Annotated in this window: 19 protein-coding genes and 1 tRNA gene; 11 read left to right on the forward strand and 9 right to left on the reverse strand. The window is 42.6% G+C overall.

The window, feature by feature from the left end:
* Positions 1-107: 107 nt before the first annotated feature.
* The 4 genes from HWQ40_RS17210 (at position 108) to HWQ40_RS17225 (ending at position 2,227) form a co-directional block, all read left to right on the forward strand.
* Positions 108-296, forward strand: a complete 189-nt coding sequence (locus tag HWQ40_RS17210) for a hypothetical protein (protein ID WP_292779832.1) — start codon at positions 108-110, stop codon at positions 294-296.
* Positions 297-451: 155 nt separating this feature from the next.
* Entirely contained in the window at positions 452-859 is a 408-nt protein-coding gene (locus HWQ40_RS17215; RefSeq protein ID WP_292779834.1) for a type II toxin-antitoxin system Phd/YefM family antitoxin, read from the forward strand.
* On the forward strand, positions 856-1,122 hold the full coding sequence (locus HWQ40_RS17220) for a type II toxin-antitoxin system RelE/ParE family toxin (RefSeq protein ID WP_292779835.1): 267 nt from the start codon (positions 856-858) through the stop codon (positions 1,120-1,122). Before HWQ40_RS17215 ends, HWQ40_RS17220 begins: the two co-directional genes overlap by 4 nt.
* Before the next feature lie 109 nt (positions 1,123-1,231).
* Positions 1,232-2,227, forward strand: a complete 996-nt coding sequence (locus HWQ40_RS17225; RefSeq protein ID WP_292779836.1) for a folate-binding protein — start codon at positions 1,232-1,234, stop codon at positions 2,225-2,227.
* Positions 2,228-2,232: 5 nt separating this feature from the next.
* Here HWQ40_RS17225 and HWQ40_RS17230 read toward each other — a convergent pair whose 3' ends face one another.
* From HWQ40_RS17230 to HWQ40_RS17245, 4 genes are all read right to left on the reverse strand, one after another.
* A complete protein-coding gene (locus HWQ40_RS17230; RefSeq protein ID WP_292779838.1) occupies positions 2,233-3,150 on the reverse strand; it encodes a DUF5331 domain-containing protein in 918 nt (305 codons plus the stop codon).
* A gap of 55 nt (positions 3,151-3,205) precedes the next feature.
* Complete coding sequence (locus tag HWQ40_RS17235) at positions 3,206-3,538, reverse strand: (2Fe-2S) ferredoxin domain-containing protein (protein WP_292779840.1); 333 nt, start codon at positions 3,536-3,538, stop codon at positions 3,206-3,208.
* A gap of 186 nt (positions 3,539-3,724) precedes the next feature.
* The gene (locus tag HWQ40_RS17240) at positions 3,725-4,699 is read right to left on the reverse strand and encodes a cysteine synthase A (protein WP_292779842.1); all 975 of its coding nucleotides are present in this window, start codon (positions 4,697-4,699) and stop codon (positions 3,725-3,727) included.
* A 148-nt stretch (positions 4,700-4,847) separates the two neighbouring features.
* Positions 4,848-5,753, reverse strand: a complete 906-nt coding sequence (locus tag HWQ40_RS17245) for a hypothetical protein (RefSeq protein WP_292779844.1) — start codon at positions 5,751-5,753, stop codon at positions 4,848-4,850.
* 319 nt (positions 5,754-6,072) lie between these two features.
* Between HWQ40_RS17245 and mnmA the strand changes: the two genes are divergently transcribed.
* The 3 genes from mnmA to HWQ40_RS17260 all read left to right on the forward strand — a co-directional run bounded on the left by mnmA (position 6,073) and on the right by HWQ40_RS17260 (position 8,610).
* On the forward strand, positions 6,073-7,128 hold the full coding sequence (gene mnmA, locus HWQ40_RS17250) for a tRNA 2-thiouridine(34) synthase MnmA (protein ID WP_292779978.1): 1,056 nt from the start codon (positions 6,073-6,075) through the stop codon (positions 7,126-7,128).
* A 190-nt stretch (positions 7,129-7,318) separates the two neighbouring features.
* Complete coding sequence (locus HWQ40_RS17255; RefSeq protein ID WP_292779845.1) at positions 7,319-8,014, forward strand: hypothetical protein; 696 nt, start codon at positions 7,319-7,321, stop codon at positions 8,012-8,014.
* Between the two features lie 203 nt (positions 8,015-8,217).
* Positions 8,218-8,610, forward strand: a complete 393-nt coding sequence (locus tag HWQ40_RS17260; protein ID WP_292779846.1) for a hypothetical protein — start codon at positions 8,218-8,220, stop codon at positions 8,608-8,610.
* 145 nt (positions 8,611-8,755) lie between these two features.
* Here HWQ40_RS17260 and HWQ40_RS17265 read toward each other — a convergent pair whose 3' ends face one another.
* Positions 8,756-9,400 carry a Uma2 family endonuclease gene (locus HWQ40_RS17265; protein ID WP_292779847.1) on the reverse strand — a complete coding sequence of 215 codons (645 nt, stop codon included), beginning with the start codon at positions 9,398-9,400 and terminating at the stop codon, positions 8,756-8,758.
* A 193-nt stretch (positions 9,401-9,593) separates the two neighbouring features.
* On the opposite strand from HWQ40_RS17265, the gene sat reads away from it, so the two are divergent.
* Both sat and HWQ40_RS17275 read left to right on the forward strand, forming a co-directional pair.
* Positions 9,594-10,772, forward strand: coding sequence for a sulfate adenylyltransferase (sat, locus tag HWQ40_RS17270; protein ID WP_292779848.1), 1,179 nt, complete (start codon positions 9,594-9,596; stop codon positions 10,770-10,772).
* A gap of 146 nt (positions 10,773-10,918) precedes the next feature.
* Positions 10,919-13,030 carry a caspase family protein gene (locus HWQ40_RS17275; RefSeq protein WP_292779849.1) on the forward strand — a complete coding sequence of 704 codons (2,112 nt, stop codon included), beginning with the start codon at positions 10,919-10,921 and terminating at the stop codon, positions 13,028-13,030.
* 29 nt (positions 13,031-13,059) lie between these two features.
* On the opposite strand, the gene HWQ40_RS17280 is transcribed toward HWQ40_RS17275, so the two are convergent.
* Complete coding sequence (locus HWQ40_RS17280; RefSeq protein ID WP_292779851.1) at positions 13,060-14,358, reverse strand: transposase; 1,299 nt, start codon at positions 14,356-14,358, stop codon at positions 13,060-13,062.
* A gap of 57 nt (positions 14,359-14,415) precedes the next feature.
* On the opposite strand from HWQ40_RS17280, the gene HWQ40_RS17285 reads away from it, so the two are divergent.
* The gene (locus tag HWQ40_RS17285) at positions 14,416-14,568 is read left to right on the forward strand and encodes a hypothetical protein (RefSeq protein WP_292779853.1); all 153 of its coding nucleotides are present in this window, start codon (positions 14,416-14,418) and stop codon (positions 14,566-14,568) included.
* A 250-nt stretch (positions 14,569-14,818) separates the two neighbouring features.
* Here the strand turns inward: HWQ40_RS17285 and hisC are convergent, their stop codons facing one another.
* From hisC to HWQ40_RS17300, 3 genes are all read right to left on the reverse strand, one after another.
* On the reverse strand, positions 14,819-15,868 hold the full coding sequence (gene hisC / locus HWQ40_RS17290) for a histidinol-phosphate transaminase (RefSeq protein ID WP_292779854.1): 1,050 nt from the start codon (positions 15,866-15,868) through the stop codon (positions 14,819-14,821).
* A gap of 210 nt (positions 15,869-16,078) precedes the next feature.
* Positions 16,079-16,150 (reverse strand) — tRNA-Val (locus HWQ40_RS17295).
* Positions 16,151-16,275: 125 nt separating this feature from the next.
* Positions 16,276-18,483, reverse strand: a complete 2,208-nt coding sequence (locus tag HWQ40_RS17300) for a recombinase family protein (protein ID WP_292779855.1) — start codon at positions 18,481-18,483, stop codon at positions 16,276-16,278.
* A gap of 78 nt (positions 18,484-18,561) precedes the next feature.
* Between HWQ40_RS17300 and HWQ40_RS17305 the strand changes: the two genes are divergently transcribed.
* A complete protein-coding gene (locus HWQ40_RS17305; protein ID WP_292779857.1) occupies positions 18,562-19,917 on the forward strand; it encodes a proton extrusion protein PcxA in 1,356 nt (451 codons plus the stop codon).
* Positions 19,918-19,927: the final 10 nt, after the last annotated feature.

The following is a 19,927-nucleotide window of genomic DNA, read 5'->3' on the forward strand; positions in this document are numbered from 1 at the left end:
TTACTAATGAAAATACTTGCCTCAGTGATTGCACTGTCATAATAAAGGCGATTGCACTCCATCCCAATCTACTAATCATCCTATTATTCAAATTGAAAGAAAGCTATATGAACAAAGCTGAAGAAGAACTAGAACTACACTTAAGATCCCGTGTGACAGAGACAGTATTAATAAAGATACCAACAGATACATTGCGATCGCTCGAAAAAGTAGCAGCAAGTCAAGATATGTCACCTGAAGCCTTGCTCAAGTTATATATTGGGCAGGGTTTGCGGCAAGATTTAGCCAAGTTATGATCTGAGTAGCTACTAGAATAAACTGCTCAAGTTCTAGCAAGGCACATCGAATCGAAAGAGGAAATTTTAACCATCATTCAATAAATTCAAGCTGAAGTAACTCTTTAGTCAACTTTTCGCCAAAAGAAAGTAACAGATAAATTGAGGAACAAAAAATGTCTAACCAAACAAACTACACCGAAGCTTGCAATAATTTTGACAAAATTTACGAAGAGGTAATTAACAGTCGTGAACCTGTAGTTATTAATCGTGAAGGTGCAGAAAGTGTATCTGTAATTCCTACTGCGGAACTTAATAGCATCATGGAGACAGCATACTTGTTTAAATCACCTGAGAATGCAGCACGTCTTTTAGATGCTTTACAAGGTGTTAAGGCTAAGGCTAATAAAGAACTGTTGAAAACAGCAATTGTTGAGGTACTTCAAGAACAAAAAGAAGTATTTTATGATTTATTTGCAGAAATTATGGAAGATGTAGCCTTAGAAAGGGCTATTAAAGAAGGTGAAAATACTGAAACTGCCAGCCGCGAAGCTATTTTCAAAATTTTAGACAGTAAAGGATGAATATAGAGTTCAGAAAAAGCTTTGAGAAAGATTTAAATAATATTCGGGACGAAGCTTTACTTAAAAAGATTAAGGCGGTTATTGAAGACGTAGAAAATGCCGAAAATCTAGCAAATATAAGTAATATTAAAAAACTCCAAGCTGATGGCAACTATTATCGCATCAGAATTGGAGACTACAGAGTTGGAATTATAGTATCAGAGAGCGTAGTAATTTTTGTGAGGGTGTTGCACAGGAAAGATGTTTACAGGTACTTTCCGTAATTTAAGCAATCGCCTCGCCCTTTTTACCTCTACGCTATTGAAGCTGCAAACGCTTATTTGCTAAGATTTCCAGTGCGACAACATTGAAACAGGGCAACTTCTGATCACCATGCCAACATCTACACTTGACGATCAAGACGCAGCAGCTATCAAAGCCGCCAGAGTTGGGGTTGCAATATGCGATCGCACCGCCTGGGGACGCATCAAAGTAGCTGGCGACGATCGCCTCAATTTCTTACACAACCAAAGTACTAACAATTTCCAAATACTCAAGCCAGGACAAGGTTGTGATACGGTTTTTGTCACTTCCACAGCCAGAACAATTGATTTAGTAACTGCTTACGTTAGAGAAGATGCGGTAATTTTGCTGGTTTCACCTAACCGTCGCCAGTTTTTGATGGAATGGCTGGATAAATATATTTTCTATGCAGATAAGGTGGAATTATCTGATATTACCCAATACACCAACACCTTCAGCCTGATTGGCCCAGGAAGCGACGCTGTTTTAGAAAAGTTGGGTATTGGCGAACTCATCGGCCAACCTTATGGTAGTCACCAAGTATACACGATCGCTCCGGCTGAGGGCGTGCGGATTGCTGTGGGTAGCGGGTTAGCTGCGCCCGGATACACCTTCACTTTCCCCTATACTGACAAAGAAACGGTGTGGAACAAATTGTTAGAAACTGGGGCGGTAGAGATGAGCGATCGCGCCTGGGATGCCTTGCGAATCTTACAAGGTCGCCCCGCCACAGATGCAGAACTTACAGATGATTACAATCCTCTAGAAGTTGGCTTGTGGCAAACAATTTCTTTTACTAAAGGTTGCTATATTGGGCAAGAAACTATTGCTCGGTTAAATACATATAAAGGTGTAAAACAACACCTGTTAGGTATTCGCCTCAGTGCCCCTGTGGAAGTTGGAAGTGCGATCGCAGTTGCAGATGGAAAGGTCGGCAAACTTACTAGTTACACAGAAACCGCTGATGGTTACTTTGGACTAGGTTACATTCGCACCAAAGCTGGTGGTGTAGGCTTAAAAGTCAAAGTGGGAGAAACTGAGGGTGAAATAGTAGAAATTCCGTTTGTTTCTCACGAGTACCCGTAAGCAACTCAAATCAAAATATCTTTCTCTTTATCCCTAGCACCGTAACAAAATTCATCTACCCAAGAAGCTATACTACGGGCATTTGTAGTTGGTAAATTTACTTTGCTCTTAACCTCTTGTGGTTGAATATTCGGTTGTTTGCCGTTGCTTTTAACCTCAGTAGTAATTGCTAGCGATCGCACTGGTTTGCCATTACTGTTAATCTCAGTGGTAATTGCCAGCAATGCGCCTACAGGGATTCGGTTAGATGGCACGTTCCTTTTAACCTCAGTAGCTAACGCCGCAGAGGGCATAGTTTTGGCTTTGGTGTTAGCCTCAGCAGTCATTGTCAGCGAGGTTCCTGAAGGGAGGCGTTCAAGGGGCGATTGTAGTGGTTGATATTCGCTTACAAAACCGGAGGCTGGCATTTTTGCCGGAGTATCTGGAGCAATTTTAGTAGCAAATGCAACTACCAACTCCGGTTTGCGCGTACAAACTACCTCAGTGGTAGCTGTAAATGATGGCACAAGTTTCTCAGGGCGTGGCAAGTTGGAGTCTAGAGTTTTGGCAAGAGAATTAGGCGCAATCTTGTTAAGATGTTTATCCTCAGAATACTTCTCATCTAGCGGCTCGTTTTCAGCTTGGCTGGTAGCTATATAATGGTGGTTTAATTTGATTAAATCTAACTCTTCATCAGGATTGAAGTTAAGACCTAGAGCAGCGACTATTTTATCTGGATCGTTATTCAGATCCAGCATAAAAGAAAGTATTTCATCAAACTGGGGTTCCAAAACAGACAGTGTTGCCAAAATAAAACCGGACAAAGGACGGCGCAGACCATCGTAAGTGGCCCAAATTCGCATTTTGACCAGCCAGGAAATATTTTGCTTGTAGTAAGTAAGCCACTTTTGTTTTAAAGATTGACGCAGCTGTTGGATATTCATTGGAAGCCTCACTTCACTCAACAAGATTGCAGACCTTGATATTGAAAATTTAGCTTTATTTCTGGGGATGAAACCGATAATAGAGCATCTGTTTGACTCTTTGACCACCTAGCAAATGATTTTCTATCAGTAGAGATACTTCATCAGGTTGAACGCCGCTATACCAGACCATATCGGGCAATATCAGCACCATTGGGCCATTGCCACATTGTCCTAAACAGCTGCTAGCCGTTACAGTTACACCAGGGATTGGCAAAGCTGTAAAAGCTGCTAAAACCTTTACTGCACCTTGCTTTTTACAAGTACGATTTTGACAAACCCGCACACATCTAGGAGAAGAGTCTTGATCTATTGTGGGGAAGTTGGATGGTTTAGTGATGTTTGACATTTTTTAACGTAGACGCAAAGCGGCTTGCCGCAGGCTACCACAGAGGCCAAAGGACACAGAGAGGAGACAGGGAAGCAGGTGAGACGAGGAGACAAGGGGGACAAGGGGGAATTATTCAAAAAGTCTCTCCCTTATCTTCCCCTCTACCTTGTCTCTTCTCAATGCCCAATGCCCAATGCCCCATAACTAATCTATAGAAAGTCCTTTTGAGGCTAGCCATTCAGGGTTGAATATCCGCGACTGATACCGGGAACCACTATCACACAAGATGGTGACAATAGTATGTCCTGGCCCCAATTGCTTCGCTAAGGCAACAGCTGCCCCAACATTAATACCTGTTGAGCCGCCCATTAACAACCCATCTTTCCTCAGCAGTTGGTAAACTACTCGCAAAGCTTCTTGATCATCGATTTGGATGGCATCATCAGCAGGTGCGCCTTCCATATTGGCTGTGACACGACCGTTACCGATACCTTCAGTGATGGAATTTCCTTCTATCTTGATTTCGCCAGTTTTGACATAGCTATAAAGTCCACTACCCAGCGGATCGGCTACAACACATTTAATTTCTGGATTTTGTTCTTTTAAGTACAATGCTACACCAGCATAAGTACCACCAGTACCAGTTGCAGCTGTCCATCCATCTATTTTACCATCTGTCTGCGTCCAAATTTCCGGCCCTGTGGTTTCGTAGTGGGCGAGGCGGTTGGCTAAATTATCAAACTGATTTGCCCAAATGGCATTTTCCAACTCAGCAGCTACTCTGCCAGATAGCTTGACGTAGTTGTTCGGGTCTTTGTAGGGTACAGCAGGGATGGGACGAACTTCTGCTCCTAGTGCTGTCAGTGCGTCTATCTTTTCTTGTGACTGGGTATCAGGAATAATAATTAGACATTTGTAGCCTTTGGCGTTGCAAATATGTGCTAGTCCAATGCCAGTATTACCAGCGGTTCCTTCTACAACCGTGCCACCAGGTTTAAGCAGACCTTTCTTTTCCGCATCTTCGATAATGTAAAGTGCGGCGCGGTCTTTGACAGAACCCCCAGGATTGAGAAATTCTGCTTTCGCAAGGATTTCACACCCTGTTTCTTCGCTAAAACTGTTTAAGCGAATTAAAGGGGTATTGCCAACAGCGCCAACGAAGCCATTCTTTATATCCATTTTGACTGTACTTGTGTGAGTCTCTATAAAAATTTTGGCTTATAGCTGTAGCATGATTTACAACTGATTTGCCTAAAATTCTATGATACTTACATTGGAGCGCTTGCCGTTGGTGTACTTCCTATCTCACTCCTAACTCCCTACTTATTCACTTTCCGTAGTAAACTCTGGCATTACCGTATCCGAGCTTTCGCATATACCTGTTCCATTCCTCAGCTTGGAATCGATTGGCGAAAGGCCCTACTGCTACGTGTGGGCCTCGTGGTTGCGTCCTTTCGAGGACTCCGCCAGATCGTCCTAAATCTTGTGTCAATCCGCCTAAATTCTGCCTAACTTGTGCTGCGATCGCAGGTAATTGTTCGGAAGTGGTGGGAATGGCGACATAATATCTAGAGGCCCGCCTATTAGCATTTATATTATTGCGATCGTCTTTATAGTTGCCGTTGTCTGTATTTATTTCCTGTCCGTTACCAAAGCTGATAATTCGGGCGTTATATATGCCTCGTGACTGTAGCTCATTCACCCGTTGTTGGGCGTTGGCTACTCTGTTAAAAACTCCTGACTGAATTACATTCCGACCTTGAAACTGGCGAATGTAAGCACTGGGTTCAATCTGACGTATTGCTTGTAGTGTCTGGAAATCACTACCATCAACATAAACTAAATAGCGCTCAAAGTTCTGGTTATATTGACTAAACTGTGAAGGTTGAGAGGGCTGAAAATTTTGCTCAAATTGATTGTTCTGTAATGGTTCAGGGGGCTGAAAGTTCTGCTCAAATTGATTGTTCTGTAATGGTTGGGAGGGCTGAAAGTTAACTTCCGGTTGATTGAAGTCCTCTGCTTGACTTGGTTGTAACTGCGGTGATGGCTGTTGACCAAAGGGAATTGGCGGTGGCGGTAAAATCTCACCAGTTTCTTGAGCCAATAGCACTTTGCTGTTGAAGATTTGTGCTTGTGCTGGGGTAGAGTCGGGAATCAGTACTAAGCATCCTCCCACTAACAAAAAGAGAAGTCTGATCGTGGGCTTCCAACCCTGAGAACTTTGGCGCAGCATTTGAAATGGGATAAATTGACTTGATATTCCTCTCGACATAATAGTTAGAAAGTAGTCACAGTATTTTTAGGTAATTTCCATCAGGAACTTATTAGTTCACCGTTGTAGCAACTATATAGCGTTAACGTAAAGTTACCTCATCTGCGTGGCAAAAAATACATCTGTAATTAATCTTAGATGAAAGAGTGAATAGCGATGTCTAGGATTGGCTACGCCGATGCTAATTCAGTGACTTTAAAACTGAAGCGCTTTAGTAGCAAGGCTTTTAAGAGTGTGTGCTACAATTGGACAACCACGCAGCTATCGTGTCGTGCTTTGTATGAAAAAAGTCGTCGTTGGTCTTTCTGGTGGCGTTGACAGTTCCACGGCCGCAGCTATCCTGCACCATCAGGGCTATGAAGTGATTGGTTTGACTCTTTGGCTAATGAAAGGCAAAGGTCAATGTTGCTCTGAAGGTATGATCGACGCGGCTGATATCTGTGAACAATTGGGCGTTCCCCATCAGATTGTCGATATTCGGGATCTGTTTCAGACGCATATTGTCGATTACCTAGTAACTGGTTACAGTGCTGGAATTACGCCTTTGCCTTGCTCTCAGTGCAATAAAACAGTGAAGTTTGGGCCAATGGTGCAGTATGCTCGTGAAGAATTGGGATGCGATCGCATTGCTACTGGTCATTATGCCCGAATTAGCTATGATGAAGCAACTCGACGTTACCAGTTATTAAGGGCTATTGACCGCAACAAAGACCAGTCATACTTCCTCTATGATTTGTCTCAAGATTTACTTGCAGCAACGATATTTCCTTTGGGCGAACTAGAAAAAACTGACACGCGCCGGATTGCAACTGAATACGGACTGAAAACTGCTGACAAACCAGAAAGTCAAGACTTATGCTTAGTGGAAAGTAACGGTTCCATGCGGGCATTTTTGGATAAATATTTAGCTCCTAAAACAGGCGATATTGTCGATATTACAGGCAAAGTTTTGGGACAGCATGATGGTGTCCATCACTACACCATTGGGCAACGCAAAGGCTTGGGGATTGCTGCTGCCGAACCGTTGTATGTGATTGAATTAGATGCGGAAAATAATAAAGTAGTAGTAGGCGATCGCACCAAGGTAACTCAACCAGAATGCACTGTAAATCGGGTAAATTGGGTTTCTATTGCTGAACCATCCACCCCAATTCATGCCCAAGTGCAAATTCGCTATCGTTCAACGGCTACACCAGTGACGGTGATTCCGTTGGAAAACTCCCGTGTGCGTTTGGTGTTTGATGAACCCCAAATCAGCATTACCCCCGGACAAGCGGCGGTGTGGTACGACGGGGAAAAAGTGTTAGGTGGCGGAATTATTGAACAGTTTAGTTGAACCCAACTCCGCTTTTGGTAGAAGCCAAAACTGCTCCTCCTGTGAACTTCAGATAGGCAAAAGCTGCCCTGAATTTTGGAGGGGTATTTTTGTGTTTAAATTGGATAATAATGCTAAAAAAAGAGCTAATAACTGATCCTTTTCAGGTCTTACTGTTTGTTATACATAGCATTGCTCATACAAGAATTTTATGGGGGTTTACGGTGTTTGGTGGTTTTTCAAGGTTGAAGAGTCTGATTGGACTGAGATTAAGTCTGAGTTTGATAGAGCAGCGGTGGGAGTAGGCAGTCTGCCTGAAGTTCAACCGTTTATTTTGCGCCCTGTGGCATCGCCTGTTACGCCAAAATATGCTGAAGCAGTTGTCGCGGGTGTGCTGGCTGGTGAGGAACTAGGTAAGCGGCTTTTTCATCCCCCGTTTCACGAGCTAGCATTCAAAATTCTGATAGAGAAACCTGACTGGGAGTCCGATGAGCGCCTAGTTGAATTAGCTTTACAATCACGAGTCTTGCCCACTGTCGTGCTGATAACGGGCATAGATCACAATCGGTTTGCTCAACTGCCCGGTTATTTGGGAAATATGCTGCTCCATCCGCAAGAGGTAGCTAGTGTTTTAGAATTAGTCTCGCACACGCTAGATGTTGACTGGCAAAGCTATTCTACTAAAGCCAAGTCTACTTTAGACTACGGTGGTCCCCCTGGCTCAGACTTCGACCGTGATGCTGACGCAGATGTAGCTGAAATCTTACACGCGCTCCCCAATGCTTTGCAGCAAGTAAAGAACGATGGGGTTGGTCTGCTGGTCTTAAGTTCGTGGGGTTTTCCAGATACAGATACTACTCAAAACTCTGATCCGGTACCAGAGTCGGATGACATTGAATTTTTTTAATTAGGTTAAGTTCCTGCTGCTGCCATCGCTCTCTAACTTTAGTTCTCATTTCTAATAACGTTATATCTACTCGACATTATATTGAAACCGTATTCAGTCGGATCGCGGGTATTTTCCCCAAATTTATTCATGCTTGTACTTTCAAGAGTTTTTACTGAAGGTTGAAGTATTTATTTTTCCATTTACCCTACAACAAGCATTCATTGAATAAGTTAAATGAGCAAGAATTGACCAAGAGAAATATTGTTCAATTGTTAACACAGTTGATTAACGCATATCAAAGTACTCGCACTGAACGACAAGAAATTGCTATTCAGTTCTCATCAGAAGATGAAGAGTTTTCACTTTTAGAAGAACTTGAACTTTTAACAGTAAATATTAGAGGTTATGCAAATCAAATTCAATCCACAGGTCACATTGTAAACAAAGACCAGGCAATTGAGCAATTACAAGCTCTGCGAGTTTTAAATGTACCTCAGATTGCGAATTTTTATTTTGGCAGTAATGGCAATTATGAACAGATAAAGAGTTACATTAGAACGTTAGATTACTTGCGCTTACTACTGTTGGAATATTTGCAGTTCCAGAGTGACTAAAATCATTACTGATTAACCTTGGTTTGACCTTTTATGCTTGGCGATTCTTTCGCACACAGCTTGGCATATATCTTCCAAATCGGCAGGAGTCATCTCAGTTGAATTTCCAGAATTGAGACTTTCTAAAAGCATCGCTTCCAAACGTTCAGCCGCTTAATGCCCCTTCAAACTCTTTCAAAGCTTGTACGGTTCCTACTTGCCAAGCTCGTTCAACTGTAGCGGCAATAATTTGAGTTAGAGGGATATTTGGAAAGTTAGGACTGTTATCAGATTCGATGTAATGTCCATCTCTGAGTAAATAAATTCTCGGCTTTTTCCTATCGTAAATCCATAGTTCTGGAACAGCGATCGCTTCGTAAGCATCAAGAGTTGTTTTTGATGTCACATCTGTTTCAATTGCCAAATCAGGAGGCAGATCGTTTGGTTCCAGTTTACGACGACCGATCATTCTTTGGTAATTCTGGATGTAGAAACAAGCATCTGGTTCTACCCCCGCTATATTTTCCCGCTTGAAGGTGGTTGAACCGAAGGGTTCATAACTTTTCCTTGCGAGCTTCAGCAAGATTTTTACAAGATCCGAAATTAAGTCCTTTGATTTTTCGTGTTCGGGTAGAGGAACCATAATTTCTAACGTAGACTTGCTGTAAGCAACTCGTAGCGATCGCTTTTCCCCCAGTTCTTGCAAAATAGACTCAAATTCCTCCCAACTTATATCTTGAATAGACACTGTACTACCAGGTTCTAGCCGCATTTGGCTAACAGGTTTAACAACAGGGGATACAGCAGTCATAAGCATTTTCCTTATAAAGGAACTATTCTGAAACTTGAGGCTGGATTAGCTTTAGCGTAACCTAACCAGATCGCTTACAGGCTAGTTGCAAAATTTTCCTCCATTCCCTAAACTCTTTTTTTCTACGTACCAGCATTTGATAAGTTAGTACATAATCTGAAACAATAACAGTAAAAGCAAAGAGGGGATTACGTTGAGTCACAATCCAGATGCCATAGCCCCCCACGGTGGACAGTTGGTTAACCGTATCGCCACACCAGAACAAAGAGCAGAGTTTCTCTCAAAAGCTGACTTTTTGCCGCGAGTGCAACTTGACGATCGCGCCGTTTCCGATGTAGAAATGATTGCGATCGGGGCTTTTAGTCCGCTGACGGGTTTTATGAACCAGGAAGACTACGATCGCACTGTGACAGAAATGCGATTAGCTAACGGTCTTGTGTGGTCAATCCCGATTACACTATCGGTAAGCGAAGAAGTAGCTTCTCCATTGCCAGAAGGCGGCTTAATCCGTCTGGATAACTCGATAGGCGAATTTATCGGAGTTTTGCAACTCACGCAAAAATATCACTACGACAAAATCCGCGAAGCAATAAAAGTCTACCGTACTAATGATGTCAATCATCCTGGCGTGCAAGTACTCTATAACCAAGGTACTGTAAATCTGGCGGGTGATATTTGGTTGTTGCAACGCGAACCTCATCCCCAGTTTCCCAGTTACCAAATCGATCCAGCTGCCTCACGGCAACTATTTCAAGACAAGGGTTGGAAAACCATCGTCGGCTTTCAAACTCGCAACCCCATCCACCGCGCCCATGAATATATTCAAAAGTGCGCCTTAGAAATCGTTGATGGTCTATTTTTGCACCCATTAGTCGGGGCGACAAAAGAGGACGATATTGCTGCTGACGTGCGGATGCGCTGCTATGAAATTTTGCTAGAACATTACTACCCCTTAGACCGGGTAACTTTGGCAATTAATCCCGCCGCAATGCGTTATGCTGGCCCTCGTGAGGCTATATTCCATGCTTTAGTCCGCAAAAACTACGGCTGTACTCACTTTATCGTCGGACGAGATCATGCTGGTGTCGGTGACTATTACGGCACTTACGACGCTCAATATATCTTTGATGAATTTGCGCCAAGTGAATTAGGCATTGTGCCGATGAAATTTGAACACGCTTTCTACTGCACGCGCACTAAGCAGATGGCAACATCTAAAACCAGTCCCAGCAGGCCAGAAGAACGCATTCACTTATCAGGGACAAAAGTCAGGGAAATGCTGCGGCAAGGTGAATTACCTCCACCAGAATTTTCCCGTCCAGAGGTAGCAGCTGAGTTGGCGCGGGCAATGCGGATAGAAGTGCCGGTTTAGGGAATTGGGCATTGAGCATTGGGCATTGGTTATAAATTATTCTTCCCTGCTCCCCTGCTCCCCTGCTCCCCACATTTTTGTAACTTTACAATACAGAGTTCAGCCCTGTAAGCTGCTAACTGATAGCTGAGGGCTGATAGCTAATTATGAAACGGCGCACGTTTTTACAGAGAATTGGCTCAATACTCGCGGTATTGGGGATAACTGAAGCTGAGTGGTTGTCTTTGGGAAATCGCTATTATCAGGCTTTGGCACAACCCAGTCCGCGTAAGTTGGCATTGTTGATAGGTATTAACCAATACCCAAAAACTCCAGCCCTCAGTGGTTGTCTAACGGATGTGGAACTACAAAGAGAACTTTTAATTCATCGCTTTGGCTTCCAAGGGTCAGATATCCTAACCTTAACTGAGGAACAAGCTAGTAGAGAATTCATTGAGGCGGCTTTTTTGGATCATCTGGGTAAGCAAGCTAAACCCAGTGATGTGGTCGTCTTTCACTTTAGCGGTTATGGCAGTCGTGTCAAATTAGAGACATCACCAGAAACAATGCAAAATGCTCTGGTGCCAGCTAATGCCAGTCTGATTTTACAAGAAGAGAAAATAGTCAACTATATATTAGAAGAAACTCTACTGCTATTATTGCGATCGCTCCCTACAGAGCGAGTCACAGCAGTATTAGATACTAGCTATTATGCGCCAACTCCAGTATTAGGATTAAAAAGTCGTGCCCTTCCAGAATCAGTAGAGGCAAAGCTAGCAGCAGAAGAACTCGACTTTCTTCAACAACTTAAAACTCAGAAGTTACCTAGCACGCCGATTGTCTTAGCAGCTACCTCAAATCCCAAGCAGTCGGCGAGGGAAGAACTCTTTTCTGGTTTTAGTGCTGGGTTATTTACCTACGCCTTGACGCAGTATTTGTGGGAATTCACCCCAACTACCAGAATTCAAGTCGCCCTCTCGGATATGGAAAATTCTCTATCCAAATTGGGTAGTAAACAGCAACCAGCGTTATTAAGTAGTCAAAAAAATCAACATCTAACGTCTTTACCGCCAGACGGTATTATTGGTGCAGAAGGCGCGGTGAGGGCGATTGAAGAAGACGGCAAAACAGTCCATCTGTGGTTAGCAGGATTACCGCCACAAGTGCTGCTATACTACGGAGTTAATTCTCGATTCACCTTAGCAACAACAACAGAAGAATTAGTATTGCGATCGCGGACTGGGTTAACAGCAAAAGCGCAAATTTCCCAAATTGAAGGTGCAAATCCCCTACAAATCGGGCAACTTGTCCAAGAAGCAGTCCGGGTTTTACCCCGAAATATCCATTTAATAATTGCTTTGGATACTGGATTGGAAAGAATTGAGCGGGTAGACGCTACAAGTGCCTTTGCTGCATTTCCCCATATCTCCACCGTAGTCGCAGGGGAAAAACCAGCTGATTATTTATTTGCCAAACTACAGCAAACACCTAGTCGTTATGGTTTATTTTCTCTTAGTGGCGAACTAATTTCTAATGCCACGGGGGAAGCAGGAGAAGCAGTAAAATTAACAGTGCAAAAGTTAGCGCCAAAATTATCAACCTTATTAGCAGCCAAGTTATGGCGACTTACAGAAAATCAAGGTTCTTCCCGCTTGGCTCTCAAGATAACCTTAGAAATGATTAACAACATATCGCCTCGCGTTATCATGCAGCGCAAAACAGTACGAAATTTCAAAACTGAAACTTCGATTCAAAAATCACTCCCCACACCGATTGTCCCTATCGGTAGTCGAATGCAATATCGGGTAGAAAACCAGAGCGATCGCCCAGTATATTTAATCTTGCTGGGATTAAACAATAATCATACAGCGATCGCCTTATATTCTTGGGAAACCCCCCAAGAACCAAACACTGCGGACACCAAGCCTCTGCTTAAAGAAGTCGTCATCGCTCCAGGTGAAACCCTCACCCTACCCCAAACTAATACTGTTTCCGAATGGGTGATTTCAGGGCCAGCTTCTGAGTGCGAACACCAAGTGATTTTTAGTACTGCCCCCTTTAACGGAACTCTCGCCGTCTTGAACACTGCCAAGTATTCCACAGCCGAACAAGGACCAATTGGCCCATTGTTGAATTCCTTAGATGTTGTACAAGCCTTGCTACAAGACTTACATAACGCTAGTGCCTTCAAAACAGAGATGAACGGCACAGCAGCCGATTCACATAGCTTGGATGTGAATAATTGGGCAAGTCTTAGCTTTAGTTTTCAAGTGTTTTGACCTCTCCCCGGCATAAATGCGCGGGGATTCTAAACTGTTGCTACGGGGAGGGCTGAAGCCACTCCCCGTAGCTTTTTAGTTTTGGTTTCCCAGATGCGATATCTGGTAGCAAGGGTCAAAACTTGCCTACAGACCTTGACTAGACTTAAGCCTAGTTGTGTCTCTACTTTGCGAAGTATATTCGCTGCACCATTTAAATCGGCGTTGATTAGCTGTCCTTTGGCTGTCCGATACATCCCACGCTTGATTCGTTTCCCACTTGGTGTCCACCCTTCGGGTTTTGCGCCGAATGTAGGCAGAAAATCGCCGTCTAAAAAACTAGTTTTACTGGTATATGATTCTTCAGTTTCAACAAAATTGATGCGATATTCTTCACACAATTGCTTGATTCTTTCTTTGAGCTTGGCAGTTGGTATCTGCACAAAAGATTGAGTTGTCTTACCAAGCTTTGCTTCTTGTCGTTGCCCTTGATTCCACCCAAAAACAACTGTACCAATTTGATGCTTAACGCAATGGTCAACAACCAGTCTTGCGGCTTTATTAATTCCATCTCGCATCTGGCGATTCCGTTTCTCTGTTATATATGCTAACTGTTCATCCCAGTATCCTTGCGCTTTACCTTCTTTTAATGTGCTAACACGTTTGTTGTACCACTGATTAAGTGATTTAACTTTGCGCCCATCAACAATAAAGCTAGTTCCAATACTGGAGACACAGCTTAACCAGTTGTTGATACCTGGGTCTATTGCTAAAGCAGACTGAGGATTTAGTTTTAAGTCTGGTGTTGGCTCAAATTTATAGACAAACTCGATATAGAAACACTGATTTCTAGGCAGTATTCGCAGTTCCTTAACGTCTTCAAACTTTAAGTTAGACGGCCTAGTTACGGTGAAACTATCCAATTTAAACCAACGCTTAACAGTGTTACCTAAAGGGATTTTGATACTGTCTCCTACAAGTTTTAATGCTTGTTTAGGATATGTAACCAAAGCATAACCAGCGCCTTTGCGATACTTGGGCAACTTTGGCTTAAAGTGCAATTCGCCTTTGTTGTACTTCTTGTCTAGTTCCTTGAAAGATTTAAAGGACTCAGCAACAGACCTTAATATTTGTTGCGCCGCTTGAGAATGAAGTACTTGATAGTGTTTGTTAGACTTGTACTCCTTCTCAAGGTCATATTTACCAATAAGTTTTTTGGTTTTTAAATATAGCTGACGTGCGTAATAAATACCGCAATTAGTCAGCTGGTGAGATTCTGAGCAAATGAACTCAAGTACTGCTTTTAACTCATCATTAGCATTAATTAAATTTTGCTGACATCCATACATTTGTTTTTCCTCCTGTCCTATATGCTAACATGAATGTGTCACTATCGTGTCTCGTTTATGGCAAAAAAAGAATTACATATTAGGATTACAGAACGCAGAATGAACAAACTGCGCTTATATGCAGCCACTAAAGATAAAACTATTACTCAGGTTGTTGAAGAATTGCTTGACACTCTGCCTGAAATCAAGGATATATTACAGGCAGGTTAAAACCTGCCGAGTCGTTTTTCATCCCCGGTCTGTTCGCGCAGCGTCTCCCCTTGGGAGAAGCACGGAATACGGCGCTGTGCGCCTGTTCCTCCGGGGCTTTCAAACTCCCTTCTGTTTCTTGTAAGTTAATGTGATTGAAGAAGAATGCAGAATTCAGAATCAAGAGGTTCTCAACGAGACGCTGCGCTATCCGCTTTTTCAATCAGAAAATTCTGACTCCTGCCTCCTGCCTTATCCCAACGACAAATATTTACACCCACCTACTTAGTGCCTCTACTAAAGTCTGATTTTGCTCATCTGTCCCAACAGTGATGCGTAATTTATCATCTAGTCCAGGCTGCTTGAAATAGCGAATTAAAATTCCCTGTTCCTTCAGTTTTTGATAGAGATATTCTGCGTTTCCTTTTTTGGGTTGTGCCAGCAAAAAGTTAGCTTGGGAATCCCAAATATGAAAACCTAATTGTTTCAAGTCTGTTGCTAACTTAGCCCGTGATGCTTTAATCTTTGCTACACAAGCATTTTTATAAGTTTGGTCAGTGATGGCAGCCGTACCAATTGCACAAGCGATCGCATCAATGTTATAGCTATCTTTAACCTTAAACAATCCTTGCAAGAGTTTGGGATTCGCCACCCCAAAGCCCAATCGTAATCCTGCTAATGAGTACCCCTTAGATAGTGTCCGAAGCACAATGACATTTTCGTATTCCTTAACCAAAGTCAATGCATTCTCTTCAGTAAAATCTATGTATGCTTCATCAATCACTAAAACTCCAGATAACTGGCTGGCTAATTTTCGCAAATCATTTGTTGCCACCACATGCCCCGATGGACTATTGGGTGACGCAATAAATGTCACAGTTCCATTGGCAGCAACTAATTCTTCCAAAGGTAAACTGTAGTCTTTGCTGTAGGGAATCTCAATAATTTCCGCCGCTTGCATTTCTGTTAATGTGCGATATAGCACGTAAGTAGGCATCGGATAAACTACCTTCTTCCCAGGTTCTGCACAGGCTCGAATTACTACACTCAACAATTCGTCACTGCCATTTCCGACAATTATCCAATCACTAGGAATTCCTAAAACTTTACTTGCAGCTTGCCGAAACTCCCCTCCGAAAGGTTCTGGATAGCGCCGCAACCACTCACCATCAATATTCTGTAGCACAGCTAATGCCGCAAGAGAAGGAGGATAGGGGTTCTCATTGCTGTTAAGTTTAATAATCTGTGTACCGCGTTGAGGCTGCTCACCGGGAACATAGCTAGCCATTGCATCAACATTGGAGCGAAAGTAGTTGGTCATAGGGCACTTGTACTGAACGAACGCAGCCGTTGGCGCAGCCTCTCCAAGAATTGTATTAGGTATGAGGCAGAGGGCATAAGATATGATGATAAAATACCAACACACTACAAGCGTAAACAGCGTGTAGAAAGATATTTGTAATTAGAGATTTGAATATGACTAAGAAAGTACACAGCATTCTAATTAGCTGAAAGTCCTGCTGTATATAAGTGGGCGATACTGGATTTGAACCAGTGACCCCATCCGTGTGAAGGATGTGCGCTACCCCTGTGCTAATCGCCCAAGACTTTTCATATTACCATAGCTTACTAAATAACAATAGGTATGGCATCACCACGGAGAACAACTTGAGAGAAAAAGAGATGAGGCTACCAAGTTTCCCAAAATTTGATTGTGTATAAATACACTCAATTAACATTAGCCTCAGAAATAACCGTCACACAGGCATTCACTAAAGGTAACAGCGGTCCTAATTGCTCTTGTCCATTCACTGCTAAATCGCTGTGACACAAATAAACTCTCTCGGATACACGAGAAAGTAAATCTGTCAAGATCCTTTGCAGTCGTCGTTCTTCTGCCAATTTTTCATCTTCTGCTGTCCAAGGTTCGCCTAATCTATCTCGCAGGAAAAACGGCGCACCGAACAAAGTCGCTGCACCACCTTTTGCCCATAGAGGCGAACCAGCATCCAGCCAAAAATGCCACTGGTGCGATCGCCTACTAGATCGATATTGAAATATAGTTGCTAAGGTGACGGCCTTTCTGGCTCCACCAATGGGACGCACAGGGTAAGGGTTGGCGGTAATCGTACCACGTCGCAATAGTTGAATGAATTCAATAATAGTTGTGTGAGGCGTTGTCTCAACTGGGGTAATTTGTCGTAGTCTGGTGTCAATTTCCCAGTAGTGTTGGGCGGTTTCTAATAATTCCCGCAATGCTGCTAGTTGTTCGTAGGGAAGATTACTACCATTCCACAAAAAACGCACAATTGCTCTGTCTAAAAGGGAAATGGGACTGGGAATTAACCGCAATTCTTGTTGCGATCGCTGCTGTTCTAACCACTGTAATATCTCACTATAGGCTGTAGTCGCTGCATAGCCGATTCGATCCCAGCGCTCGAAGGCTGACACTGGTAGCAAATTGGGGCGATCGGGATGGGGTACAAAGCAGTAATCTGCAATCAAACCAGCACGTACCGGATCAATATGAGTGCTGAGTGCTGAGTTGTGAGTGCTGAGTGAGGAGTTAGGAGTTAGGAGTGAGGAGTTTTCTGGTGGTTGTTGTTTTCTGCTCAACACGACTAGCATTTCTGCCACGGCATCGCGATCTACGAGGCGGCCCAAGCCGGGATAAACTAGTGCCAGCATGGTGAGTAAGGCGCGAATCACGGGCGAACTAATTAGGGGACGTTGGTCATTGAGCGATTCTACTGGGATATTTTGCTTGACGAGGATTTCTACTAGAGTATAACGAGCGATCGCATCTAAACCTGGTGCAATAATCGCTACTTCTTCTGGTTGCACTTGCTGCGATTGGATGGCATTAGCAATTACCTCTGCTGTTTGCCGCAATAATTGGGCGCGGGAGGTGGTTTGAATTGAATGCACTGTTTTTGGTAAACTCAACAGTATCATCGGTTCTGTGACTAATTCCACCATCTGTTTAGTCAGTTGCTCGCTCAGAGACTCTGGAGGCGGCCCATTCAAAATTTCTACCCGACAACGCTCTGCTAACCCTTCTAGGTAGTTGGGATCTGCCCCCAATCCCAATCGCACTGCACCATCAGGATTGTAGCTAAACGCGCCAACTGCACCTCGATCTAATAGCAACTCAAACAAAAGACGCGCTACGCTAGGATAGTCATCGACATCATCCGCCAGTACAGCCTGATAGCGTTTAGTTAGGTGCTGCTGGTAATTGCGATCGCTTAATAAGTGCTGACTATAAAGTTCGGTAATAATCCCATAAGTAAGTAATCCCCTCTCTAAACACCAGTTACGCCAATCTAGCAGCAAAGATGCCAAAAATTCCGGCTCTAAAGTTGTGGTATTTTCCCCCATACCCTTGGACAAAATCTGAGCAATATCTTCGCAAGGTACACCACTGTAAGCTGCTAATTGTAATAAGTCCAAGATGCGACGCACCAAACGAGATTCATTCACTCCCGCAATACGTAAAATTTCTTCGTCTAATTGGGGACGCCAAAGTTTGGTTGCTAACTCTTGCTCCGTTTCTGGTCGCAATCTTACCGGAAACTGTGCCTTCAGTTTCAACGAGTTAATTAGCAACGGCCAAAATAAAATAACTTCATCTTGAAAAAAACCTAGTGGCGTCTTGGCACGAACCGGATATTTACCCAACGTAGAGGTAACAATTATATCTCCTAACTCTCTACGATTATCATCATTGGCAGCTAAGACTAAAACTCCCGGCTCTGTTTGTTTAAGATATAAAAATTCAGATACATGACTAGTTTTTTTACGTCCGGTTTTTTTTGTATAAAATGATTCAGTATATTGTTTTTCTGATTTTACCCAATTACAAAATTGCTCTACCAAGCGAGCCGTCTTACCACTGCGGCTAGTGCCAACAATCCAAACCGAATGAGAAACCACAAACTTTCTCCTTGTAGATTTGTTAGTATACCTCGTGCGTTAACTTAAGGTTAATAGTCATCAAACAATGCTGAATGATTGTCTGCAATGAAAAACTCTGTTTTTAGTCAAAAAATCTATTCTTTCTTACTTGCTGCTTATCGATGGTACTTACAGACTCCTGAACGTTCTTTAGATGAAGCTTACAATGCAGCATTAAAGATTCAGGAAATAGAAGATAAGCATTTCAATGGTAATAAAATAGACATTGACTCGGCCATGTACAGTAACAGTGTGATGGATTATTTTGAGTCAGACCTCAACAAGCTATTAAAAATTGCCAGGATGCGGCTGACGGAGTTTAGAGGAAGCCGTTGGTTTCTAAATGAAGAGAATCAAAAAGCTGCTCAAAAAGCAGGTATAGAGTATCTGAGTCCTTCTTTAGTTTTAGAAAAGCTAAACTTTATCGATCAAGTTATATCTAAATACACAACAAGTTCCAATCAAACAACTTCTAACGCTTTAGTAGTAAAACCTCCAAGTCTACCAGTTAACTCTGTGATATCTGACGACAAATCGCTGCTCGTCAAAACTCCAACATTACCACCCAAAATATCAAATCAAGACTTAAATAATAAACCAAAATCCAAGAGTAAAACCGATACAACGGGTGTTTTACCTCGCTCTATTTTAAGTACTATCAGTCGTCTGCAAGCTGAATTAGACCCTAATTCGGAACAAGAAGTAATTCAGAGTTTTCGTCAAACTCAAAAAAGAACAATAATATCTATCAGGTTTCTTTTACTATTAATTATCATACCACTTTTAACGCATCAAATAGCAAAAGCTTTCGTAGTTGGCCCAATTATTGAGAGATTTAGAAGCACTCAAGAAATACAGATATTTCTCAATTCCGAAATGGAAGAGGAAGCCCTTGTAGAATTACAAAGATTTGAAGAAAAGCTCAAGTTTGAAAATCTCATTGTTAAAGCCCCTCCACTGTTACCTGAGCAGATGGAGACTGAAATGAAAAATAAGGCGAAAGAGCTTGCTGAAGAATTTCGTCACGAAAGCTCTGGTGCTATCAAAAATGTTTTTGCAGATATGTTCTCTGTGGTTGCTTTTATCTGGCTTTTGCTAGTCAGTAAGTCTTCTATTGCTGTGCTTAAAGATTTCTTTGATAATATTGTCTATGGACTTAGTGATAGTGCGAAGGCATTTATCATTATTTTATTTACTGATATCTTTGTAGGATTCCACTCTCCTCATGGCTGGGAAGTACTCCTAGAAGGAGTATCACGCCATTGGGGATTACCGGCAAATAGAGATTTTATCTTCTTATTTATCGCTACATTTCCGGTGATTTTAGATACTATCTTTAAGTATTGGATATTCCGATATTTGAACCGGATATCGCCTTCTGCTGTTGCGACTTACCGTAATATGAATGAATAGGGAATAGGGC

Origin of the sequence: Nostoc sp. NMS9 (genome assembly GCF_017114995.1) — a bacterium.
Classification (GTDB): domain Bacteria; phylum Cyanobacteriota; class Cyanobacteriia; order Cyanobacteriales; family Nostocaceae; genus Nostoc.